We start from the raw sequence: 25,292 nt of genomic DNA, 5'->3' as shown, positions 1-25,292 counted from the left end.
GTTTTGTTGTCATACTCACCTCGATTAATAATAGTATTATTCTAAATCGAAGTGTCCAGTGTTATTAGACCAGAATAACTCAGCTTTATTAGTAAAATTTGAAAACTCTTGGTAACTAAGCTTCGAGCTCATTTTTTCTTTGAGTACAACAACCCATTTATCATAGAACCGTACTAAATAAGATATATATTTATCTCTTTCAGCAGGAGGATAGTTCGTTATAACAAATTGCTTAACTAAAGGGTGTAACTCGATATATTTGCTATCTCTTTTCTCTACAATTAAATTAAAACTCCGTAAGGATCGAAGTGCTTTTTGATAGTTTTTGAAATTCAACTCGTCTTTTAAAATCTCGGCGTAATCTTCTTCCGTTTCAGCCACGACCGTTTCAGCTAACGTCCTTAAAACCAGCTTATCTCTTTCATGTAAAGACTCCCACACACTACTTAATACATTCTTCGACATTATCGAAGTGTCGTTCTTGTCAATTGTTGATCCGGTGCCTATTTTATCCAGAAAATCCTTTAATGCTTTCTCTCCTTTTTTTGATTGAGCTAGTATCAAGCTCAGCCAAAGTGCATGTCCGCTTGTTAATGAATAAGCTTTCTTCGCATAACTTACAAGCTTTTCTTTATTTATTCCAATGTCACCATTTACGAAGTATTCAATAGTATTCTTTTCAGATAACCCAGGGAGGTTTAACTGAATAAATCTAGGTTTAGCGTATTGAATGAATGGCCGGCATGTAAATATAAATTTAGAATTATGTTCCGCAGACATAGCAACCTCAAAAAGCTCACCTATTCCATTTGTTGGCTCAAAATTCTCAAGGTCTATGTAACTGTCCACATTATCAAGAACAAAGACGGCTTTTTTATTACCCAGCTTTTTAAAAAACAGTTGGATCAATTCACTATCTGAAAAGCCTATTAGGTCATCTACGCTAACATCACAATTTAGCCGTCTTATCATTGAAATAATTTTATGCTGAAATTTATGATCTTGTTCTTTAAAATCTTTCCATTCAGCAATCTCATAATCAGGCTCATGCTGTAGGTAGTAAGACGCTAAAGCGGATTTCCCCTCCCCACCAAAGCCAGTTATGAATACAACTCTAAATACATCCGACTTAAGAATGTCCAACTCCCCCTTACGCCCAACCCAACCAGTTACTTCAGGGGCAATATCGCTTCCATCAATATCTTTATAAAGCGGAGAAAGGGTTTCTGTAGAAGAAACAAGTTGAGAAGGAGAAAGACTAGGAGTTGATTTTATGGTTATCAGCGACTCAACATAAGGCTGCAACTGAGAGAAATCGTTAATGTCAATACACTCTAGAGCTCGAATTTTTTTATCTTCAACATTTCGAATATCCTCCTGAATATTCGAAATAAAAAAGTGTCTAGGACCTAAATCTTCTTGCAAATTCGTAACGAAATTGAATAACTCAGTAACATAAGGGTCTGTAAATGAAAACCCAACAAACAGCACTGTATATGAGGAAAATAACTTCTTTAGCTGGAAAGTAGATAATTGTTCATTCTTATACAACTCTTCATACTGGCTACTAAAAACCACACAGTTATCGACCCGATCTATATCACCGTGAAGCTTCAGAACAAACTCTTCTTCCGTATCAATTTTTCCAAGGTTAAACTTACTGTCCGGAGTAATAATTTGTTTTATATTAGCACTTGATTCAATTAACTTATCAAAGTTTGTTGTAACGAATCTTCTAGATATTTTTCCAAAAGCACTATGTAAATCGCTGGGAGTTGTCTCAGACAACTTTTTTTCAAAGGCAGAAAAAACCGTTTTCCGACTATCTTCGATTTTATCAAGTATATCAAGTGGGCTCATTATCCCTGACTCAAGTGCTGCTCGAAAAGCATCTGCCTTGTTAATGTAGTCTTTATTCTCTTGCAGCAATTCTGAAACTATTTGCCCCCATCCAGGCAAACCGCTGTTTATTGATAAACCAGCACCTACAAATACAACTAGCTTGTCATTTTCTATTGCATCTCTTAATTCACCCGGTACCTCTGGATACATACAATTCCTTATGTTGAATAAATAGCTATTAGGGAAGAAAAGATAAATCCTAATTTAGTAAATATAGCTATCATTTATTTACAGATTGCACATTATATAAGTAAATTTTATCTATCGACAAGCTAATATAATATTTGTAAGGTGATTCTTAGCCAATAAATGAACTAGAATAAATTAAGCAGTTTTAGGTTTATATTTGAACAAAAAACAAAAATAGTAATAAGAAACAAAAACAGAATTCTATACAAGCAAGATTGAACATTTTCTTTGAAAACCATCGAAAGCTCTGTACGGCGACGAGTTACATTACATTGAGAGTTAAATGCAAGCCAGTTCAATTTAAACTGCGGTGTTGCTCCCCCACTGCCGTCGTTCCGGCAGTGTTTTCAGCCGGGATCTTTTACAGCCGCCTCAAACCAACCACACCCAGCCCAAGATTCCCGCTCAAAACACTACGGGAATGACGGAAGGATGCATTGCGGGAGTGACATGATAGAGGATTACGGTTAATTTGCCATTAAATCCGCTGAGAAGTGCAGTTTTCGCTGATCATCGACGATTATCGCGCTGTAACCATCAAGAGAGTTAATCAATGCTAGTCCTTGCTTAACTCCTAGTACAAACACACTGGTTGATAGGGCATCGGTCATGATTGATTGTGGTCCGGTGATAGATACACTTTGTACCCCAGTGACGGCATAGCCGGTCTTGGGGTTGAGAATATGGTGGTAACGGACGCCATCTTGCTCGAAATAGCGCTCATAGTCACCTGAGGTTGATAGCGCTTCATTAATTAATGGCAGTTTGACTGCTTGTTTATTTTTATTGCGCGGATCTTGAATGCCAACCACCCACGGACGCCCTCGCCTGTCACCTAAGAGTTTGGTATCACCACCCGCAGTAACCAGCGCATGCTTTACCCCCTGTTGCGCTAGTAAGCTAATTGCGTTGTCAACGGCGTAACCTTTTGCTATGCCGCCTAAGTCAATTTTAACATTGGGGTGTGAGAAGAAAATCGTGCTGTTGTTTCTATCTAGCAAGATATTGTTATAGTTGATGGCGATTAGCTGGGAGTCTACTTGTTGGTTAGTCGGTTTAACCTTGTTGCGATAATCATATAAAAAACCAATACTGGCAAAACTGATATCAAACGAGCCTTGGGTTTGCTTTGCAATCACTAATGACTTATCAATGATTTGATAAAGTTCATCAGAGATAACTAAGGGCTTTTTCGCCGCTTGCTGATTAATTAAATACAGTTCACTATGGCTTTTATAGGGACTCATTAGGTGATCAATGCGCTTCATTTCTGTCATCACCGAGGCCATCGCACGGTCAGCGGCGAGCTTATCGTCACTCCATAGCTCAACCCGTACGCTAGTGCCCATAATAGCCTGCTCCTGTTGATACCAAGCGGCTTGGGCAGTAATATTAACGAGATTTAACGCGATAAATAGAAAGAACACACTTAAATTACGTGAAAACTTCACAAAAACACCCTTATTGAAAAACCATGCAATTGTGCAAAGTCTGCTATAACCAGCGCCTAACACGCTGACAATAATCTTGATATTGCTGACCAAATATAGCCAGTAAAGCACGCTCTTCAGGCACAATTTGCAATCGATTGAGCACCAATACAAAAAGTGCAACACAGGCGATTGCGGCAAACGATGATAAGTAGATGCCCCACGCGATTAACAACAATAACATGCCAAGATACATTGGATTGCGGCTAAAACGATACATACCCGAGGTAACTAGTGTCGAGGCGGCAGGTTTGAGTGGATTAATGGTGGTTTTATTGCGAAAAAAGCGCCACACACTGGTTAAATCGATGGCGATGCCTACCAGTGCGATAAATACGGCTAGCATTAGAGTGTATGCAACAAGCGCAGCAGGAAAAGTGGCATAGGGTTTAACCAACCACATCAGTCCGGCACAAAGCGCCGCCCACACGGGTGGCGGTATTTTATGTTCTAAATGACTTAACATCTCACCACCCTGTGTCTTTTGACCCTGTGCCTTTTAACACGATTAGCGCTTATGGCGATAACAGCGTGCGCTGCCAGCCATTACCGGTTTGCGTAAAGTAATAGCGATCATGTAGACGATCGGCGCGGCCCTGCCATAGTTCAATATGCGTTGGGATCACCTTAAAACCGCCCCAAAATGGTGGGAGTGGAATATCTTTACCCGCATATTTCTTTTCAAGTTCCGCCGACTTTTGCGCTAATACTTCACGTGATTCGATTTCTTGGCTTTGATATGACGCCCAAGCGCCTATCTGACTGCCACGAGGGCGCGAATGGAAGTATTCAAGCGATTCAGCTTCACTAACTCGCTCGACACGTCCTTCAATACGCACCTGACGCTGTAAGATATTCCAATGAAATACCATCGCTGCTTGTGGGTTTTCCACCAACTCTTGCCCTTTACGGCTGTTGTAATTAGTGTAAAAGGTAAACCCACTGTCATCAAACGATTTCAGCAGCACCACCCGCGCTGATGGTATCCCCGACTGACTCGCCGTCGCCACCGTCACCGACTCTGGCAACACAATCCCTGCTTCTTTGGCCTGTTCAAACCACTGACCAAACATCTTAATCGGATCATCCAACACATCGACTTGAATATTCGACCCAGTAACCCCTTGCCCCGCGGTGATTAAACAACGCAGTTTTGTTAATAATGACATCTAACTCTCAAATCCATCAAAATAAGCCATAATCGTTAGCGCGATTATAACCCGTTAATCAAAAATACCAATAACTACTTACAGATATAACGCATCAGCTAAACCACTATCGCGCACCGTCTGGCTGCGAGTTGCTTTGGTTAGCACTGCCAGCGGCGTAAATAAATCAACGCGTTTCTTCGCTCGGGTAATACCCGTGTAAATGAGTTCTTTGGTTAATAATCCGCTCCACTGCTCAGGGAGTGCCATCAACACATGATCAAACTCAGAGCCTTGTGACTTATGAATGGTCATCGCATAAACCGTGTCATGGCTAGGTAAACGACTTGGCAAAAAGGATTTAATGTTGCCATCGGCCATTTTAAAATAAACCCGACCTTTATTAGGCTCACCTACTGGTGTATCAATATCAGGCAGGACAATACCTATATCACCATTAAATAATTGTTGGGCGTGATCGTTACTACTTATCATGACAGGACGACCGATGTACCAAACGCCTTGGCGACTATCGATTAAGTTAAAGTTTTTTAGCCGTTGCTCGATACGCTGATTCAGCTGCTCTAAACCATATTGACCACCGCGCAAAGGCGTTAATAATTGAAACTGGTTAAATAGAGCGAGAACTTGTTCAACATCTTGCTCGGTTTGCACCGTTTTAGCCGCGCGTAAATAATCTTCATAGCCATTGACCGCCATTTGAACAATCGCTTGCGGGCTTTGCTCATTGAGCGGATAGAGCTCAATATCATTAAAGCCTTGCTGCCACACACTTTGCAATGCGCCAATGTCGCTGTGATTAACGGCTTTTGCCAGTGCGCCAATGCCTGAATTGGCATCAAAGCGATAGCTTTTTTGTAATAATGCCAAGCTATTTGATAACGGTGTTGTTTGCTGTGCGCTGGTGTTTTGCTCGATAGCAAAGCTGGTTTGCTCGGCTAGCCACTGACGCATCGCCTGATCATAATTGGGCTGACCATTGACTAGCCCCTGACAGATATCGGCAAACACCGCGCCCGCCTCTACCGAGGCGAGCTGATCTTTATCACCTAACAGGATGACTTTAGTGTGTGGGGCAATGGCACAAAAGAGCGCGGCCATTAAACTAATATCAATCATCGACGCTTCATCAACAATCAATACATCGACATGCAATGGATTATCTTGATTGTGTTTAAACGCCGTGCGCTTGGGAATAACCCCTAACAAACGGTGAATGGTACTGGCGGCACTTGGGATTAACGCTTTAATGTCATCATCGACATCAAGCTTATCAATTGCGCCGCTAATCGACTCGGTTAAACGGGCAGCGGCTTTACCTGTCGGTGCCACCAGCTCAATCTTAAGTCCCTTATCTTGCGACTGGTGCTGGGATTGTTGCTGGTTCTGTTGTTGACGCTGTTGTTGATGCATTTGCACCAATAGCGCCAACAGCTTAGTCACAGTGGTGGTTTTTCCGGTGCCGGGACCGCCCGAGATGACACTAAACTGCTGCGCACTCGCAATTGCCACCGCGACCTGTTGCCAATCAATGTCGTTACTAGGCTTAAACAATGACTCGAGTAACGGGCGAATCGCTTGTGGGTTAAAGTGCACCGCGCGCTGAGTTAAAAAGGCGCAAATTTGTTGTTCAAACTGCCAATAACGCTGTAGGTAAATGCGTTGTTTTACCACGGTTAATGGCGCGTTTGTTCCCTGCACTGCACTGGCACTAAGCTGTTCTAATAACTGTTGCGGCCAATTGCTCGCTAACGGAAAATCAGCAAAATACAGCGCGACTTCACGATCGAGCAAACCAAAAATTGGCTGCCTCGATAGCCTGCTGGTGTCGACACAAACATGCCCTAACCCCGATTGATAGCTAGTTAACGCGCTGGCTAACAACACCCATGGATTCGCGTCATGCTGGGCAATAAAGCGGGCAAATTGATAGTCTAAGGCTCTGATTTTATTATCAGCCACCAGCTTAGATAAAATTGTTAAGATAATTGATGGCTGCTGCATCATGCGGGTACTCCTGCAAATAAATCATCAAGTTGCTCGATAAATGCTTGGGTTGGGCGGTTACTAAAAATGCCATGGCTCGGATCGTCTCCGTGGCCCATTCCGCGTAAAAAGAGATAATAAACCCCGCCAAAATGCTGCTCGTAGTCATAATCAGGAATACGCGAACGCAACAGACGATGCAGCGCTAAGGTATAAAGCTGATATTGAAAGTCATAGCGGTGATCGATCATCATTTGACTTATATTGTGATTATCATAATCACTCGGGCTATCGCCTAAATGGTTCGACTTATAATCTAAAATGTAATACTTACCCTGGTGAACAAACACTAAATCGATAAAGCCTTTGATCATCCCTTGCACTTGCGAAAAGTTAAGCGCAGCGGCTTGCTTAGAGAGTGCGTCATGTTTGGCTAACACGGGATTGATATCATCACAGCTAATCGCAGAGATTGGCATGAAAAACTCCATCTCCACTTGCTTATCTGCCATCGATAACTGCCTTAGGCTAAAGTCATCATCCAGCGCACTATCAAGCACATCAGCGACTAGCTTGACTAAAACATCAAGCCACACCTCGTCAAACTCCGATGCTTCTAATAACTCAGCAACTTTGTTACGCAGCTCATCGCCATGGGCGCTAACAAAATCAATTTCTTCAAACAATAAATGCAAAAACGTTCCCGCATGGGCTCCGCGCGGAAAGCTAAAGATATCTTGGCTTGGCGTTTCTTCAGCAAGGCTATCGACGGTTTCATCAATACCCGCTTCCCAATCAATATCAAATTGTTCGGTGCTGGCATCCACATTGTCTGTTTTGCTGTGATGCACGGTTTTTGAAAGCGCCGAATAGCTGGTGATCCAATAATCATTTTCAATCACGCTATCAAATTCACACACTTGCGGCGTCTCAGTCGATGTCGCTAGCGCCTGATAAGGCATTAAGCGCTCGTTGGGTGGCGAAATTAGCTCAATAAAGGGGTAGTCTGTCGCTAACTGCGCTAATTTTTCACTTAATTGGTGATAAGTGGTGACTTCTTTACCAAGTAAGAGGTAACCAATCGCACTTTTATGTAAATCAGTTTTGCCATCTTTGGTCGCGCGGCCAGATTTTAATGGCGCATAGCCTAACCAGCAGTGATGAACACCACGAGTTAGCGCTACATATAATAGCCGTAAATCCTCGGCAAGGCGCTCTTCGTCCGCTAAGGCCAGCGCTTCTTTACTCACTGATAAATCAACAATGGTTTTATCGTCTTGATGATAAACCGCTTGTTTTGCTTGTTTAAACGCGCAGATAAACGGCAAAAAGACTAAGTTATATTCCAAGCCTTTGGATTTATGAATGGTGACAATTTGCACCAAATCTTTATCTGACTCCAAGCGTAGTTGCTGTTCTTGATTGTCTTGTTCGGTCGAATTCACTTTTTCCGCAAGCCAATGCACCAGTGCATGCTCGCCTTGTATTTCAAGGGACTGTTGCTGCAACACCTCACCGATATGTAATAAATCAGTTAGTTGACGCTCACCATCAGGCAAGCTTAGCAACCTTGCAGGAATATGCTCGCGATGAATAAGCTCGCGTAACATCGCTAAAATACCGACATCAAGCCAACGCTGATGAAAATGCTCAAAGCGTTCAACACAGCCCTGCCATAAGCGCTCATCATTATTGAGTTGATCAAGCTGTGTCGCGGTTAGTCCGAGTAAAGGCGTGGCCATGGCGCTGCGTAACAAGCGGGCATTCGTTGGTTCTAGGATTGACGATAGCAAACGCCATACATCACTGACCACGGGCGCTGAGAAAACACTATCACGATTCGATAAATAAACACTGCTGATCCCCTGCAAAGCAAGTTCACGTTTCACTAAATTCGCCTCGGTGCCGGTCCGAACCAAAATCGCAATATCACTGGCGACAACACCTCGCCGCTGTTCGGGCTCATTCCCCTTAGTTGGGGTTATCATTTGCGCTTTATCTTGCTGCGCATCGGTTAATAATTGATTGATTTGAGTGGCACAGGCCAAGGCCATACTTTGCTGATAGCTCGCGCTATTAACAGGGGCATCACTAGGAAGTAACCACTGACTAATGGCACCCTGTTTAACACCGTCCATGGCAAAGTAAGGCTTTTTATTGGCATCTTTGACCGGATGAAATGCAATATCTTGTTGATAAATAAACGGCGCATCACTTTGCGCAAACAGTGCATTGACCGCCGCGACCATCTCAGTCGATGAACGGTAATTGGTATCAAGGGTGTAATGATTAGGGACTTTGCGACGCGCTTTGATGTAGGTAAAAATATCCGCGCCTCGAAAACCGTAAATGGCTTGTTTCGGATCGCCAATCATCAACAGCCCTTGTTGAGCAATCTCATCGTCACTCGCTGGGGACAAGCCATAAATAGTATTAAAGATTTGATACTGCATTAAATCAGTATCTTGAAACTCATCAATCATTGCCAGCGGATATTGGCTACGAATTTTTTGCGCAAGGCTGCCTTGCTGCGCTTGGCCTAGGGCATTAGCTAAGCCACTTAACAAATCGTCAAAAGATAATAGTGAGGCTTGCTGCTTGTGACTGGCGATATGCGCGCGCACATAGTCAATCGCTTTAGCCATGATGCTTTCTTTTAAACTGACCGACTGAGTTAAAAAATCATCGATAGCACTGAAAATTGGTAAGCTTGGCGCAGGCCCGGTTTTGGTTTTCTCAGTCAGCATCGTTTGTGAAAAACGATCAAGGTTTTTACAGATTGTTAAATCCGCTGAATCAGCTTGCGCCCAATGGCACACTTCATCGAACCATTTCGGTAAGTTTTTACTGCTATAACTGCGCTTATCGATGTTCGCGCCATTAATGCTATCAAGGACTTGCTCACACTGCCCTTGCCACTGCGCTTTAATCTCATCAAAACTCGCTATCGCTTGGCTTAAACGCTCTTTTAAGCAAAAATCTTCACCACTGTCTTTTATTTGTAAAAACGGATTGGTTAAGTAATTGGCAATCTCGCCAAGCAAACTCTCGGGACAGGCCCAGTAGCTATTGACCAAGGTTGCTAACGCTAAATCGATTGGCTCGGCAGTGCCATAAAAATGTTCACGCCAAAAATCTTCCACCACTTGTACGCGAATGCTGGTTTCATCGGTGACAAACTCTGTTTCAAAGTAGCTGCCCGACTCAAACGCATGTTGCTTTAACATGCGTTGACAAAAGCCGTGAATGGTAAAGATCGCCGCTTCATCCATTTGCCTTAATGCCTGTAACAAATAGCGTGCGCATTGCTGATGATTGGCAGATTGTTCAAGCAATGGTTTAATTAACGGGTCGTCACTAAAGCCTGATAAAAACGCATTGCGTGCCTCAACAATACGGCGTCTAATCCGATCGCGTAATTCACTGGTCGCGGCTTCGGTAAAAGTTACCACCAAGATTTGGTCAACGGTTAAGCGCTGCGGGTGTGCCGCGCCTAGGCTGCCGTGCCCTAACAATAAGCGAAGATATAAACCAGCGATGGTGTAGGTTTTGCCGGTACCAGCCGATGCTTCAATTAAACGCTCGCCATGCAGTGGCAATGTCATGACATCAAGGGCTTGCGGTGTTGGTTGTTGTGGTGCTGATGCTGAATTATTCACCGTCAAGCTCCTCTAGTTGTTGGCGCAGGGGCAGTAGGATATCGATGGCATTAGTGATTAATTCACTGATAGTTTGCTCATCGAGTTGTTCAAAGCAGCGCGCGATATAAGGATCTTGCCCTTCTCCTGTCATCATAAAGCCCCCTTCAAAGCGGCTTAATAACGCCTTGTGCGCTTTGGCTACAGACTTTTCATCATCGGTTAAACTGAGCGAGCGCTCCTCAAATAGCACATTGATATAGTCCCAGGCACTTTGGATAAACCACACTTGCGGGCTACATTGACCACCGATGAAGAAATTGGTTAAACGCTCGAGATGTTTTATCGCCTGCTCGGATTCCATCGCACTAAAACGCCACTGCCCGTCTTGTGCAAACATCAGCACATCATAAGACTGTCCCGAAAGCTGCACTGATGACTGCTCTGACAATTGTTCTGGCAGTTGTTCTGAATTAGGGCGACAAGCGCTATAACATAGGTAATCGAGGTAACACTCGATAAAAAACTTCGCGTTGGCTTTGCCTGATTTATAGCGCACTAAACCACAAGGTGACATGTGTTGTTTGAGCCAGCCTTGTAGGGTCATTTCCCCTTCGCACGTGTTCAGGGATAAATTAACTTCAACATCATCATTCGGCGTCATCAAATAAGGCTTCACACTGGCGGCGAGCTCAAACATGGTGTCGGTTTGCTGCTCAAGGTATAAATCAGCAAAGTGACCGTGGGGTAAAATACCCTCGGCGCGCAGCTGGTTAATCACGCTCAGCTCTTGGTTGGATAAATAACCTTGGAGTAACTGCGCTTTAACCAAATAGCTTTCCAAACCATTAGGGTTAAAGGGCTCACTGTCTTGCAATTCAACGTCATGCTGACCAAAATAAATGCCTAAGCGCTGATTTAAAAAGTATTGGCATGGCTGTTTGAAAAAGCGTTTTAGCTGATCTAATTCAATCACGGGATTTTCGTTGACCCAAGGCAGCGGCTCGCTCATAAAGGGTTGCTGAGCGACCTCACTGGTTAGCGCAGCTAGCCAATCTTGCTGATAGGTAAATAGGCTGTTTGATGAGTCTGCCGCGTTCGTGAAATAAGGCGCACTAAAAGGCGTCAGTGGATGCTCAACCATCAGGTGCGCTAACATCTGCTCACTGCACTCTTCTAGTGTGGCCTCTTCACCCGCTTTAACCTCAGGCAATGACTCAAGGCGATAACTTTGGCTGATGTAATCGGTCAGCTCATCAATCAACACACTCGGACAGCGTTCACTATTATCTTTAATACTGCGACCACAATAACTAATGTAGAGCTGTTGCTGCGCGCTGAGCATCGCTTCTAAGAATAAATAACGGTCATCATCACGACGGCTACGATCGCCTTTCTGGCTATCATTAGCCATTAAATCAAAACCCAATGGTGCAATCGTTCTTGGGTAGGTCCCATCATTCATGCCTAACAAGCACACCACTTTAAAAGGAATGGAGCGCATCGGCATCAGGGTACAAAAATTCAGTTTACCCGCTAAGAAGCGTTGACTCGATTGCCCTTGATTTAACTTAGACACCAGATGTTCAAACAGCACCTCGTGGCTAATCGCATCATTGTAGTGTGCCATCGCCAATTCTTCACCAAAGGCTTTAATACAATCGCGGATCAGCTGTAACTCTTGATCGTATTCCACCGTTGATAAATAAAATTGCTCGATAAGCGTATCTAGCAGCCCTTTCCATTGTTCAAACGATTGCGGCTGGGGCAAAGCTTGGGTGTAATATTCAACAAATTCGACAAACTGCGCCAGTTGTCCCAGCTCTTCAGCGGCCAAACCACATGACTCTGGATAGGCTAAGATGTCAGCCCATAGGCTTTGGCCTTGTTCAATTTGGCTATACCCTTTAAACATGCGGTTAAGACCAAATTGCCAGCTATTAGACTGAGTATTATCAAGGCCGTGACGAATGCCTGATTCATCAATCCACAGCTTTAAGGTTTCAAGGCTTTGCGGCGTTAAACCAAAGTTTTCCATAATGGCGGGCACTTCGAGCAAGGCAAACAATTCATTGCTGCTTTGACGCGTGTGCGGCAACTGTAATAGGGTTAGGAAACTTAAAATAATCGGGTTTTCTTGCTCGGCGCTGCGATCTGAGATTGAGAAATCGATACGCTTATGTTGATGCGGATTATCAAACTGACTTTGACCGCCCTGCTCACCTGCGCTTTTATGGTATTTACTTTGACTAAACACCGCCTGAATGTATGGACTATAAGCGTTCACATCCGGCATCATCACCACAATATCTTTAGGGGTGAGTGAGTCATCGGCGGCAAACATCGCCAGTAGTTGGTCGTGGAGTATTTCCACTTCACGCATTGGGCTGTGACATTGATGAATTATGATTGAATGATCGTCATCGGCGATGGTTTTACGGTTGTCTATTGCAGTTAACTGCTCTTTCGTTTGCGCGATAAAGGTTGGGTCTTGTAAATGTAAAATATCATTATTAATTTGTCCGAGTAAACTTGGTGACTCAGCTTCGATAAATACCTCTACCTCTTGCGCGTTGAGCTCAACCATTAACGCAAGATTATCACGCCCGAGTTTACCCAATGACGCGAGCAGAGGGTTACCGATCATTAGCTCCCCTTTTTCATTAAACTGCGCTTCACTGTCTTGACTGTTACTGCTGTGAATAATACCGTTTTGACTCAGTAAGGCCCGCTGCGCCACGCTATGACCTGACTCATCGAGTTGGGCTAACGGGTAGGCAGCACGTTGCTGATTGGCTAATTTTTGCAACCATTTCGCATCAAGAATATCGCCCCAATAGACCTGACACGGGTTATTTAAGAAAAAATGTACTTCACAGTGAGCCGAAATCGCCTGAAGCGCCTCAAGATATTTTGGCGGCAATGCCGAAATACCAAAAACAAAAATTCGTTGTGGCAACTTAGTCACCACGTCGGGTTGTTTTAGCGCGGCGATTAAATGTTCGTATAAATTGGCACGATGATAGTGTGACTGGCCGCTAGCAATGATGGTTTGTGCTAAATCTTGCCATAAAATCGCTTGCCATGGCTGATCGTCACTAAATTCGACGCTGCCTTGTTGCCATGCCTCAATCCAGTGTGGGCGATACACTAAATATTGATCGTAAATATCGGCAATTTTATACGCTAACTGATAGGTTTTGAGCGGTTCATCATCTTCAAGATATTGAGCTAACTCACTAAACTCAGGGCGCTGGATATGTAACGGTAAGCGCGCAATGATATGCCACGCCATCGCATCTTTATTAAAGGCACTGCGCTCAGGGACATCACCAAGGACATTAACAAAGGTCTGCCAAATAAAACTGGCTGGTAATGGAAAAGTTATGTTGGCACAAATGCTCAGCTCTTTCGCCAGTTCAATTTTCAGCCACTGCGCCATCCCCGGGCTTTGTACTAAAATTTGTTCATTAGCAAACGGATTAGGTTGGGGGTCGGTTTTAATTAAATGGGCTAAAATACTCTTAAGGACAGCCAATTTATTGGAATGATAAAGATGAAACACACGCGCCTCGCCATGGCATAAAACAATTGACTGATTATCTATTAATGTTGCGCTAAAGTACAACTAATCCACTGATGTAAAAAGTAATAAACAGCTGAGATATTTTGTGATAACTTGACGGGTGTAGACCCACTTCTTATTGACTATTAAAGCAGTCATCAACCCAAGGTTTTCGAATGAAACGCATGCAACATCGACTCTTGTTAATTATTCTCCTTAGCGCAACCATTCCGATGTTTGTGACGGAGTTTTTAAGTTTACGTTCGGCGCAAAACATTCACCAACAAACAACCTTGGCGCACATCGATGCGATCTTTAATCAAAAAGAAAAACTGATTGATATACTGTTTGAAGAACAAATAGAACATGCTGAATTAATCAGCCTTATTCCACGAACTGTTAATAAATTAGCCGAGTTAACGGCCAAATTCGAGCTTAACAAAACGGCTAAAAATCAGCATGAAGTTACTTATGAAGCGCGGCCGTTTGTTCAAAAATTGTTGCAGCAAGAAGGGTTAAACAATTTCTATCTTATTTCTAAAGCGGGCGATATCGTTTTTTCTTTAAAGCAACAAGGTGATTTCAGCACCAACTTATTGAATGGGCCATTTAATCACAGCCATTTTTCGCAAACGTTTCAACATGTTCTCACCACGCAGAAAACACAATTTTCACCGTTTTACCCCTATAGTGGAGACAACAATCATTATTCGTCATTCATTGTCAGCCCTGTTATTCAGGACGGTCAATTAATTGGTGCGCTTGCTTTTCAGCTGTACCCAGAGTTCCTAGAACCAATTTTACGTGATTACACCGGGCTCAATAAAACTGGTGAAACCTTAATTGCTGTTAATATCAACCAACGAGCCCATTTGATTGCACCGTCGCGTTTTGGCTCGTTCAATGAATTCAACTCAACATCTGCCACAAATAGTCTGATTCAACAAGCGATTCAATTAAGCCCTGGACTCGAGTTAGGCAATGACTATCGACAAGTACCCGTTTTTGCCAAATGGGATTTTCTTTATAAGTTTAACTTAGCGATGGTTGTCAAAATGAATAAAGCAGAAGCGTTAAGAGATATAGGTAACCGTGAAACCATTATTTACGCTATCGCTATTGCTTTAGTTATTCCACTATTTTTTATCGCATTGATTATTGCGCGACGTTTCACCAAACCTATTCTAGAAATGGTGGAAACAACAGATGCAATTGCCAATGGCGAGTTAGAACAACAGGTAACCGTTCACTCGGGCGATGAATTGAGTCGACTGGCTAATTCAATCAATGACATGTCTGCTAAAATCAGCCTCGCTTTTAATGAAAGTGCGGCTCATCGCTGGCTGCAAGAAGGCCAAGAGCAGCTTTCTCATACCATGCGAGGCAATCAAATTAGTACGGACTTAGCCAATAACATTGTGACTTTTGTTACCGATTATTTACAGGCGTCATTGGGTCGGTTATACACCGTAAGTAATCAACACTTGGTATTGTCTGGCGGTTTAAATCAAGACATATCAAGTGAACAACGACCGTCGATTGAATTATCACTAAACAATACTGCCAGTGTGTTAGCACAAGTTGCTGCGCAAAATAAACCACGCTATTTAGGTAAGGTTGTCCCGGAAGTTAGCACCAACGCAACTAATCAAAGCACAGAGGTATATGATCATTTAATGATTTATCCACTGATGAAAGATGACCAATTAGTCGGGGTGATTGAACTTGGTTGGCTCGACTCGACACCACCGCCCAATAGCCAACAGTTCATCACATTTATTAGCGAGTCAATTGCCACGGCCTTGATGGTGGCAAAGGCACACAAGAAACTACAAACACTGCTTAATCAGTCTCAGCAACAAACTGAACAGTTAGCCAAGTCAGAGCAACAATTAAAAAAACAGTCTGACCAACTAAAACTGTCGAACGAGTCACTCGCTCAAAAAGCAAAACAGCTCGAAATATCCAATCAGTTTAAATCTGACTTTGTCGCTAATATGTCTCATGAATTAAGAACCCCGCTTAACTCAATGATTATCCTTTCACAACTTCTCAGTGATAACGAGCAAGGCAACCTCGATGAAGAACAAGTGCAATCAGCGAGCATTATTCACCGCAGTGGTTACGAATTACTCAGTTTGATCAATGACATTTTAGATCTCTCAAAAGTTGAAGCAGGTAAAATGGAGCCGGTATTCGAGTATTGTGACATTCGGGAGTTGGTAAAATCACTACAAGAGCAATTCAGTATTGTCGCTTTACAAAAACACTTAACGTTGACATTTTCAATCAGTGACAGCTTGCCCGATTCGATTAAGTTAGATATTCAAAAAACCCAGCAAATCTTAAAGAATTTGCTAGCAAACGCACTAAAGTTTACCCATCACGGCGAAGTATCAGTATGTATTTCGAACAATTCACATCAAGAATTTGGTCAAGTTCTCACCATTGAAATTAATGATACTGGCATTGGTATATCACCTGAAAAACAAGCCATTATTTTTGACGCGTTTCAACAAGCAGACCGTTCCACCAGCCGTCAATATGGAGGGACAGGCTTAGGTTTGACAATATCAAGACAATTAACGGACATTATTGGGGGGCAACTAACCCTCGACAGCCAACTCAATCAAGGTAGTCGTTTTACGCTGTTCTTACCATTACAGCGCGAGTTCGAACAGACTGCCAGTACGAAGTTAGCCCCACAAAATAACCCAATTGCACTGCAACCTAAAGCACAGACAGTGCCTCATTTAGAAAACTCACCTCAAGTGATTATCATCATTGAAGATGATGTTAACTTGTGTCAAAAATTAACAAAAAAAGCTAAACAGCTTGGTTTTCAATGCTTAGACACTAAGAAAGTCAAACGCGCATTAACGCTGATTGCTGAGTATCAACCCTGTGCAATTATCTTAAATATTGAATTGGTGGAAGCGTCAGGGGTAAACCTATTACAGAGTCTGAACAATAATATCGAAACACGCTTTATCCCAGTACACGCATTGATTAACCCACAAGACTCTGAGGTGCAGTCATCGTTAGTTAATTTAAAATATAATACCGAAAAGTATACACCTGATTATGTCTTTGAGCAGGGAGCGTCGAGTTACCACAAAAAACCGTTGTCAGACTATGAGATGTATAAATTGCTCAATATTTTTGTGTCTCCAAATATTTTTCAATCACTTGAGTATATCCATCATGATTTAAATGAACATAACATTAGACTCGGAGATCAAAGTGCCGCGACACCGCATCAACAAATACTCATTTATCAAGACAGTGATAGCCAACTGACAACAGACCTGTCATTTGTGGTCAAATATGAATTAGAATTTGTAATGGCTCGTCATTTAGACGAGTTGGCTCATCATATTGGGAACACGCGTATTTCTGTAACGGGAGTTATGCTCAAACTATCAAAGCTAAACGATGATACTCTGACATGGTTACGCCACAACCATCGTTGTGTTTCAAATAAACAGATCCCTTTGCTACTTTATGTTGAGCACTCACCAACACAACAACAACAGCAACAATTAACGTCTTTTCATTGTCATCTAATCGTTGAAGATGAAACCATCGAAAATCAACACATTCGCCAAACAAAAGCGAATTTACAGTTACACAAAAAAATTGATGCCTTTTATAAACGATTTAGTTGTTCAAAGACCATGTCAGAGCTATATAAAGAGCACTTAACGATTACAGATGAAGCACCTACGACAACTTCACCTCTAATTCTCGAAGAAAAAGCAGGTTGTCAAACTTTAGGACAGCGCCATGTGTTAATTGTCGACGATGACTTACGTAATACATTTGCTTTATCTAAGGCATTAAGAAAACATAACCTGACCATTGAATTAGCCGATAACGGCCAAACAGCGCTCGACAAACTCGCTGAAAACAGCCAAATAGATATCGTTTTAATGGATATTATGATGCCCGTCATGGATGGCTATGAAGCAATGCAAAAAATTCGTCAACAAGACCAATTTAAACAGTTGCCTATCATTGCGTTAACAGCAAAAGCCAGCCAAGAAGATCGCCGAAAGTGCATGGAAGCAGGCGCAAGTGATTACTTAACCAAACCAGTCAATATTGACGCCTTAGTAGCGATGATGAGGATATGGTTGTACAGTGAACACACCTCATAACAGATGAGATGTGTTCATATTGAGTGATTTACGGGTTTGTCAGCAGGTATTTGACTAAGTTAGCCAGTTGTTTATCGCCATTTTCCACGCCGCTAAGGCGCTCTAGTATCACACGGTATTTATCATTCACAATTAGATCTGGCGTAAAGCGAACACCATCTTGTTTCGCTTGTTCAGCCATTGTTTTAACTAACAATAATGCCTTTTCATCATTCATTGTATCGATAAATTGTTGTTCTGAGATACCTACTTCATTAAAGACTTGTTTCAATTCGCCAATATTGCCAATGAACTGATTTTTAACAAAATGTGAAGAAAATACTTTTTCAACTACCGCGTCTTCAACGCCTAGTAACCTTGCAGCAGCCACTGCGAACGTCATATTCTTGCCCCATTCAGGACGGGACTGAGGTAAAAAAATCACGTGATTACGTTCAAACGGTGCAGAGTCACCTAACTGATGTTTAAGGGATGCGAACAAGGGCTCATTTCTAAAGCAATGACCACAATAAAGCGAAAAGTGTTCTACCACTTTCGGCTTGATTGATGCTTGTTCACTAATTACCTCATAATCAACCCCAACTTTAAACTCATTTGCCGCGGACTGTTGTGTTACTTCTGGTTCTGGTGAACAAGCCGTTAACCCGACAAACGCTAAGATAAACAGTGGTAATTTAAGCACATCTCGTTTCAAGGTTACTTTCATAGTACATTTTCTCTTCGATAATTGATTATGTTTTCAATAGCACTAAGCAAGTAGCTATCAAGGTCATCAATAATAACAGCCAACGCATTGTTTGTGGTGAAATATTAAGAGACACCCGAACTCCTAACCATGCTCCACACACACTACCAGCGGCCAAAGCCATAGCTGGCAACCACATAATGAGGTCTTGATAGATAAAAATGGCCACTGCAGCAATGGTAAAAACTAAGGTACACACTAACTTTAAGGCGTTTGCTCTCACCACATCATATTGCAATGCGCCAGCCAGTGCCGCGAGTAAGATAAAGCCAACCCCAGCTTGAATCAAGCCACCGTAAAAGCCAGCAATAAATAGCATCCCCCACGATTTAGGGTGAAGTGTAATCGTTTTAGCACTGCTCTCATCTCGTTTGGCTATCACTGCAGGAAAAAAAATCATCACCAATGACATTAAAATCATCGATCCTAACAACACATATTTTAATACCTCAGCCGAAAACAACCCTGAGCTCAAGGCACCTAAACAACCACTTACAATAGTGACAAAGATAATTGCCTTTAAGTTGTCTGTCGGTAGTTTTTTGTGTTTGGCAAAGCCTGCCACACCCGTTATTGACTGGAATAACACCCCAATACGGTTAGTGGCATTAGCGACATCCGCTGGCATGCCCATGAGCATCAACGCTGGAATGCTCAGGTTTGACCCACCACCGGCCAATGTATTTATCACCCCAGCAAACAGCCCGGTTATCGCTAAAATAGTATAGAAAAAGATATCACTCATGGTTTACTCAATTAAAAGGCGATTAAAAGATGTTCTATCACAAAGAAAGCTTTGCAAAATAATCGCTTAGTGTACGGCATCAGTGAAACAAAACAATCAGACTAATGAGCTAGGCAACCGTTCGTTTATTGATTAAATTCAGTATGATAATGAGCAATACCTTTTAATTAATCGGCTAAATAAGTAACTAATCAGAGCAGCACTTCTACAGATTTGTAGTATAGTGGCTGCAAAATTGTATCAATGAAAGTTTTTATTCTTTAAGGTACAACGACTGACACAATCAACTAACTAAGTAAAAAGAGTTATATCAATGATAATCAAGCCTAAAATTCGTGGTTTCATCTGTACCACTACTCATCCAACTGGCTGTGAAGCAAACATTAAGCAGCAAATTGAATTTACCAAAGCGCAACCAAAATTAGAAAATGCACCTAAAAATGTATTAGTGATTGGTTCTTCAAGCGGCTACGGTATGCCATCACGTATCAGTGCAGCTTTTGGCGGCGGCGCTAACACCATTGGTGTTTTCTTTGAAAAAGCGGGTACTGAACGTAAAACAGGTACTGCGGGTTATTACAACGCTGCGGCTTTTGATAAAGCGGCTCATGAAGCTGGCTTATACGCAAAGAGCTTTAATGGCGACGCCTTCTCACACGAAGCAAAAGCGAAAGTTATTGAAACAATTAAAGAAGACTTAGGTCAAATCGACTTAATCATCTATTCTCTTGCTGCACCAGTACGTAAACTACCTGACAGCGGTGAAGTGATTCGTTCTTGCCTAAAACCTATTGGTGAAACATACACTTCTACAGCAATCGACACCAACAAAGACACTATTATTGAAGCGTCAATCGAGCCAGCAACACAAGCTGAAATTGATGACACGGTTACAGTAATGGGCGGTGAAGATTGGGAATTATGGGTTAACACGCTACACGAAGCGGGCGTTTTAACTGATGATTGTAAAACAGTTGCCTACAGCTACATCGGTACTGAGCTTACTTGGCCTATCTATTGGGATGGCGCATTAGGTAAAGCTAAGGAAGATTTAGATCGTGCAGCATCAGCATTGAACACTAAGCTTTCAAGCACTGGCGGTCAAGCTAACGTTGCTGTATTAAAATCTGTAGTAACTCAAGCAAGTTCAGCAATTCCTGTTATGCCACTATACATCTCAATGGCATTTAAAGTGATGAAAGAACACGGTATTCACGAAGGCTGTATGGATCAAGTGTTCCGTTTATTTAGTACTAAACTTTACACCAATGAGCAAAACATCGAGACTGATGATAAAAATCGTTTCCGTCTTGACGACTGGGAACTGCGCGATGACATTCAACAAGCGTGTCGCGATATTTGGCCACAAGTCACCAGCGAAAACATTTTCGAACTAACCGACTACGCTGGTTATAAGAAAGAGTTCTTACAATTATTCGGCTTTGAAGTTGACGGTGTTGATTACGACGCTGATACTAACCCACAAGTTGAATTTGACGTTATCGATATTTAATCGATTCGTTAACTGCTCTACAAAAGTTTCACAGTCATTGTGAAGTGACCCCCAGCCATTGGACATTCCGATGACTGGGGGTCTTTTTGTATTAAAGTATCAAAGGGGTTAATTGAACACTCACGAAGCGAACTCAGCAAATACACCCTCTCTCGACTAGCTACAGAGATAATTTTTCTAACCAACCTCCTTTACTCACTTTATCGATAAAAAAACCTCATTAAACACTAGCTTTATATACAGCCCTTTAGGTTTATTACAATTTGCAGCATTAACATACTTTTTTGACAGCTAATAAGAGGAAAGAAATAGCGAGAAACATATAATTAATTGTAATAAAAGCATATTTACGCTAAGTTTCTCTTTTAAAATCGGCTACGCGAGACGAACAAATATCGCGGTCGTCGCCGTACAATAAGCTGTTAGCACTACAGGCAGGGTTAATCACAATCTGATGAAAAGTTTTATACATAATGTTATTTGATAAAGATCGTCACGAACCTCTCACCAAAACCTCATGGGATAAAAATATTGTGCAGGCAGAAATATCGTCAATTATCGATGATATTCAGCGCTCACTATTACCTGATGCTTGTTGGCCCACGCATCCACTTGATGCAGAAAGCTACCCTAGAGTTGGGCCTAAATGGTCCGCATACGCAGGGGCTGCAGGCACAATTCACGCTTTACAAATCCTTAACGAATATGGATATAAAGTAAATGATTTGTCAGGGTTAATTGAAGGTGTTTACCAGTCTTTTTTGAAAACACCTGATGTATCAGTAGAGCCGGGCTTACAAATAGGTGAACTCGGCATACTAATGCCCGCAATGTTAGTGCAACCTGATAATGAAAAATTATCAAGACTAGTTATGCGATGCATGGAAGATACTATAGATCTTCCTCTGTATGAAATAACTTCTGGACAAAGTGGAATGATGCATGCTGCCCTAGCTCTTTATCGGAAGTCGGGTAAAAGTCATTGGAAAGATTTGTTTGTTAAGGGCGCAAAGTCATTAATGGATAACTGGACACAAGATACCGAGACGGGCGAATGGCTTTGGCAAAGCCAAGTATTTGGGCCTAAGCGGCATTATTATGGTGCTTGCCATGGTATAACTGGCAATGCCAATATTCTTTTACAAGGCGCTGATTTATTACCCGAGGGTTACACCGAAATGATAATTAAGCGTACGGTTGCTACTTTAAATATTTCAGTAAAACAAAAAGATAACTTAGCAAATTGGACGCTCTGTACTAAACCAAATATTGATAAATTGCTTGTTCAATGGTGTCACGGAGCAGCAGGTGTTGTTACAGCAATGTCAAGAACACCAGCGATTGATTCACCTGAATCTAAACTACTTGATGAGTTGTTAGACGAAACGGGGGAGCTAGTTTGGCAAGCAGGGCCTCTCCTAAAAGGTTCTAATATCTGTCATGGGACATCTGGTAACGGTTACGCCTTTTTGTATTTGTACCAAAAAACGGGGAAGTCGGTATGGCTTGAGAGAGCAAGAAAATTCGCAATGCACTCTATTGAGCAGTGCCAGAAAGCACGCTTGCATTACGGGCAAGGCCGATTTACCTTATGGACTGGAGACGCTGGGCTTGCAATATATTTATATCATTGCATGTATCCTGAAAAAGCGGCTATACCGGGCTTGGATTTATTTTAAGTATATAGTGCTAACAAGCTGTTAAACAAGGACAAAAACAGTTGGTTTTTGCTCCTTCGTCGCTTATTTTAATCAACTATTTTTTGCCTGTTAACAGGGCGTTATGTGCCAGTAAGGATCGGAGATTACAGATAAATGTCAGTAAAGAATATCAATGACAGGATCCCTTCCTACAAAAAAGCGTTTGCTAGCGGGGAAATACAAGAAATTTATCAAAGCCTTGTTGGGAGAATACAAGGTCTCAGAACAGAGTTTAATAAAAACTATAAGGGGCAATTTTCGGTTGCAAATATACTACACGGCTATATCGACTTTACTTACTTTTATTTGCAAAACGATTTCCTTAAAAAACGTAAGCTCAAATTGGCAATTGTGCTTAATCACCAAGAAGCACGTTTCGAGTTATGGCTGCTGGGTCAAACAAAAGATGTACAGATCAACTATTGGAAAAAGTTACAGGGTGTTAGTTGGGTAAACGAAAACTTAATGCCAGAGTGGTCTATCTTTGAAATTGTCATGCTTGCTAACCCAGATTTTGACAATCCCAAGGTTTTATCAGATTCTATTCAAAGTAAATTTAATACTTTGTCAGAAGAGATTTTTGAAGTATTGAAAAAATATGAGTAATGCACATAACAAACAAGAATAGGTGTCGCGCAGCCGACACCTTATTCGGGTGTTGGACAAGCCCGAAGCCCTTCTTTTTATAGTAAATAGTGCAAGGTGTACCAGTGGTGATCAAGCCTAAATAATAAACTCAAGCCAAGTCGTGTTAGTGCATAACGTGTGTTCACGTTATATCAAGTGGTTAGCTATTTTTAGTTGTTGTTCTTCTCATATTGCTCCTCTCATTTTGTTGATGCCATTCTCCTTATTCTCGGTATCGCTTAGCTGGTTCGCGTGATGCCACTTCAGTGGCAACAAGGACAAATGCGTTTAGCGCGTGGTGGTGTCGGTTGGAATAATTAAGGGACATGCATTAATTTCCCTCTTCTCACTGGGCTTGTAATTATGGTGATATGTTTATGCCTGTCTTTTATTTCTTTCTGTGACGGGACGCACCTCGCGGACATAAGCATCAATGGTTGATGGGCGTTTACCTAGCACGCGAAGGTTGGTAAGATATTGTTGATAAAGGGTATTAAAGCGTTGTTGTTCGGCGGTGTTCATCGTGATGTCTCCAGTTAAAACGCACCAAGTGGTGGTTTATCTGGTTAAGTATGAACAACCGCGAGTATACTCTGCCGCGGAGCGGCTTCGTTCAACAAGAATTTAAAGCGGGACTGCTAACAGTTTGCTCGGTTTCGCTACGCTACACAATTTTAGCAAACTATTATCAGTCCCTTAAATGGGCGTTATACGCAAAACGGAGTTTGGGTGAAATTTCTACCTTATATTTTCATATTTCTTTTCATTAATTCTATTCAATTAGTCAAAGCTCAAGATAGAAATACCTTTGAAATTCCTCGAAGTAATGTTATCGAGATTCAAGATCCTGATTCCGGAAGGGTTTACCCTCTTTTTATAAAATTACCACGCTCATATAACAGCCAAGAAGATAAGTCATATCCTGTTATCTACTTAACCGACGCATGGTATAGTTTCCAAATTGTATCTGGCGCTACTAGATTTCCAATGAATACAGGAAAAATGAAAGAGGCAATAATTGTCGGGATTTCATACTCAAAAGGATCTAAAGGCCCCTCTAGTCGGATTCGTGACTATACTCATACTGAAGATTCAAGCTGGAAGTTTCAAACAGGAAAAGCGAAAGAACATATTAGTTTTATTGAAAAGTCAGTTTTCCCTTTCATTGAAAAAAACTACAGAGTAAATGAATCTAGGACTTTTGTTGGTAATTCACTTGGTGGACTATTTGGGGCATACATATTATTTACTAAACCTGATATGTTTAATAATTATGTCCTAGGCAGCCCATCTGTTTGGTTTAAAGATAATGATATTCTTAAAATTAAAACAGATCCTAATTTAAATAAGCACAAGGTGTTTATTGCTGTTGGTGCTAATGAGACTATTCAACTGGATTCGCCAAAACACGACATGGTTAAAGGTGCAAAGGAACTTGAGTTGAAGCTATCAGGTGAATTATTCCCTAATACAAAAGTAAAGCTATTAACTATTCAAGGCGCAAATCATGAAACTGCGTTCCCAACTACTGCAATTCAAGGGTTGTATTGGCTGTTCAAAGAGTAGTGATAATTGCGACGCTGATACTAACCCACAAGTTGAATTTGACGTTATCGATATTTAATCGATTCACTAACTGCTCTATAAAAGTTTCACAGTCATTGTGAAGTGACTCCCAGCCATTGGACACCCCGATGATTGGGGGTCTTTTTTTATTAAACTATCAAAGGGGTTAATTGAACACTCACGAAACGAACTCAGCAAATACACCCTTTCTCGACTGGCTACAGAGATAATTTTTCTAACCAGCCCCCTTTACTCACTTTATCGATAAAAATTACATTGAACACCGGCTTTACATAC

At 41.8% G+C, this 25,292-nt stretch carries 15 protein-coding genes; 5 read left to right on the top strand and 10 right to left on the bottom strand.

The window, feature by feature from the left end:
• Positions 1-36: 36 nt before the first annotated feature.
• The 7 genes from Q8W26_RS14485 to recC all read right to left on the bottom strand — a co-directional run bounded on the left by Q8W26_RS14485 (position 37) and on the right by recC (position 13,939).
• The gene (locus Q8W26_RS14485) at positions 37-2,052 is read right to left on the bottom strand and encodes an SIR2 family protein (protein WP_305473681.1); all 2,016 of its coding nucleotides are present in this window, start codon (positions 2,050-2,052) and stop codon (positions 37-39) included.
• A gap of 506 nt (positions 2,053-2,558) precedes the next feature.
• Positions 2,559-3,542, bottom strand: coding sequence for an FAD:protein FMN transferase (locus Q8W26_RS14480; RefSeq protein WP_305473680.1), 984 nt, complete (start codon positions 3,540-3,542; stop codon positions 2,559-2,561).
• 43 nt (positions 3,543-3,585) lie between these two features.
• Positions 3,586-4,047 carry an isoprenylcysteine carboxylmethyltransferase family protein gene (locus Q8W26_RS14475; protein WP_101213429.1) on the bottom strand — a complete coding sequence of 154 codons (462 nt, stop codon included), beginning with the start codon at positions 4,045-4,047 and terminating at the stop codon, positions 3,586-3,588.
• A gap of 49 nt (positions 4,048-4,096) precedes the next feature.
• Entirely contained in the window at positions 4,097-4,750 is a 654-nt protein-coding gene (gene pdxH, locus Q8W26_RS14470; RefSeq protein WP_101213430.1) for a pyridoxamine 5'-phosphate oxidase, read from the bottom strand.
• Between the two features lie 78 nt (positions 4,751-4,828).
• Positions 4,829-6,757, bottom strand: a complete 1,929-nt coding sequence (recD, locus tag Q8W26_RS14465; protein ID WP_305473679.1) for an exodeoxyribonuclease V subunit alpha — start codon at positions 6,755-6,757, stop codon at positions 4,829-4,831.
• Positions 6,754-10,395 (bottom strand): exodeoxyribonuclease V subunit beta, encoded by a 3,642-nt coding sequence (gene recB / locus Q8W26_RS14460; protein ID WP_305473678.1) that lies wholly within the window; start codon positions 10,393-10,395, stop codon positions 6,754-6,756. The genes recD and recB overlap by 4 nt, the downstream gene beginning before the upstream one ends.
• On the bottom strand, positions 10,388-13,939 hold the full coding sequence (gene recC / locus Q8W26_RS14455; RefSeq protein ID WP_305473677.1) for an exodeoxyribonuclease V subunit gamma: 3,552 nt from the start codon (positions 13,937-13,939) through the stop codon (positions 10,388-10,390). Before recC ends, recB begins: the two co-directional genes overlap by 8 nt.
• 176 nt (positions 13,940-14,115) lie before the next feature.
• On the opposite strand from recC, the gene Q8W26_RS14450 reads away from it, so the two are divergent.
• Complete coding sequence (locus tag Q8W26_RS14450; RefSeq protein ID WP_101213432.1) at positions 14,116-18,099, top strand: response regulator; 3,984 nt, start codon at positions 14,116-14,118, stop codon at positions 18,097-18,099.
• Between the two features lie 28 nt (positions 18,100-18,127).
• Here Q8W26_RS14450 and Q8W26_RS14445 read toward each other — a convergent pair whose 3' ends face one another.
• Positions 18,128-18,805, bottom strand: coding sequence for a thiol:disulfide interchange protein DsbA/DsbL (locus tag Q8W26_RS14445; protein ID WP_101213433.1), 678 nt, complete (start codon positions 18,803-18,805; stop codon positions 18,128-18,130).
• Between the two features lie 25 nt (positions 18,806-18,830).
• The gene (locus Q8W26_RS14440; RefSeq protein WP_101213434.1) at positions 18,831-19,589 is read right to left on the bottom strand and encodes a sulfite exporter TauE/SafE family protein; all 759 of its coding nucleotides are present in this window, start codon (positions 19,587-19,589) and stop codon (positions 18,831-18,833) included.
• 313 nt (positions 19,590-19,902) lie between these two features.
• On the opposite strand from Q8W26_RS14440, the gene fabV reads away from it, so the two are divergent.
• The 3 genes from fabV (at position 19,903) to Q8W26_RS14425 (ending at position 23,408) form a co-directional block, all read left to right on the top strand.
• Positions 19,903-21,102, top strand: coding sequence for an enoyl-ACP reductase FabV (gene fabV / locus Q8W26_RS14435; protein ID WP_101213435.1), 1,200 nt, complete (start codon positions 19,903-19,905; stop codon positions 21,100-21,102).
• Positions 21,103-21,575: 473 nt separating this feature from the next.
• Positions 21,576-22,781 (top strand): LanC-like protein, encoded by a 1,206-nt coding sequence (locus tag Q8W26_RS14430; RefSeq protein WP_101213436.1) that lies wholly within the window; start codon positions 21,576-21,578, stop codon positions 22,779-22,781.
• A gap of 135 nt (positions 22,782-22,916) precedes the next feature.
• Complete coding sequence (locus Q8W26_RS14425) at positions 22,917-23,408, top strand: hypothetical protein (protein ID WP_101213437.1); 492 nt, start codon at positions 22,917-22,919, stop codon at positions 23,406-23,408.
• A gap of 396 nt (positions 23,409-23,804) precedes the next feature.
• Here the strand turns inward: Q8W26_RS14425 and Q8W26_RS14420 are convergent, their stop codons facing one another.
• Positions 23,805-23,951, bottom strand: coding sequence for a hypothetical protein (locus tag Q8W26_RS14420; RefSeq protein ID WP_305473676.1), 147 nt, complete (start codon positions 23,949-23,951; stop codon positions 23,805-23,807).
• A 207-nt stretch (positions 23,952-24,158) separates the two neighbouring features.
• Here Q8W26_RS14420 and Q8W26_RS14415 point away from each other — a divergent pair, with 207 nt between their 5' ends.
• A complete protein-coding gene (locus Q8W26_RS14415; protein ID WP_305473675.1) occupies positions 24,159-24,995 on the top strand; it encodes an alpha/beta hydrolase in 837 nt (278 codons plus the stop codon).
• Positions 24,996-25,292: the final 297 nt, after the last annotated feature.

This window comes from Psychrobium sp. 1_MG-2023, assembly GCF_030689115.1.
Classification (GTDB): Bacteria; Pseudomonadota; Gammaproteobacteria; order Enterobacterales; family Psychrobiaceae; genus Psychrobium.
This window is presented reverse-complemented; position numbering and strand designations above follow the sequence as displayed.

Bases quoted from the DNA above. Each gene is read 5' to 3' on its own strand.
- fabV (WP_101213435.1), top strand. From the start codon at position 19,903: ATGATAATCAAGCCTAAAATTCGTGGTTTCATCTGTACCACTACTCAT.
- Q8W26_RS14450 (WP_101213432.1), top strand. From the start codon at position 14,116: ATGAAACGCATGCAACATCGACTCTTGTTAATTATTCTCCTTAGCGCA.
- recD (WP_305473679.1), bottom strand. From the start codon at position 6,757: ATGATGCAGCAGCCATCAATTATCTTAACAATTTTATCTAAGCTGGTG.
- Q8W26_RS14420 (WP_305473676.1), bottom strand. From the start codon at position 23,951: ATGAACACCGCCGAACAACAACGCTTTAATACCCTTTATCAACAATAT.
- pdxH (WP_101213430.1), bottom strand. From the start codon at position 4,750: ATGTCATTATTAACAAAACTGCGTTGTTTAATCACCGCGGGGCAAGGG.
- Q8W26_RS14475 (WP_101213429.1), bottom strand. From the start codon at position 4,047: ATGTTAAGTCATTTAGAACATAAAATACCGCCACCCGTGTGGGCGGCG.
- Q8W26_RS14445 (WP_101213433.1), bottom strand. From the start codon at position 18,805: ATGAAAGTAACCTTGAAACGAGATGTGCTTAAATTACCACTGTTTATC.
- Q8W26_RS14485 (WP_305473681.1), bottom strand. From the start codon at position 2,052: ATGTATCCAGAGGTACCGGGTGAATTAAGAGATGCAATAGAAAATGAC.
- Q8W26_RS14430 (WP_101213436.1), top strand. From the start codon at position 21,576: ATGTTATTTGATAAAGATCGTCACGAACCTCTCACCAAAACCTCATGG.
- Q8W26_RS14440 (WP_101213434.1), bottom strand. From the start codon at position 19,589: ATGAGTGATATCTTTTTCTATACTATTTTAGCGATAACCGGGCTGTTT.
- Q8W26_RS14425 (WP_101213437.1), top strand. From the start codon at position 22,917: ATGTCAGTAAAGAATATCAATGACAGGATCCCTTCCTACAAAAAAGCG.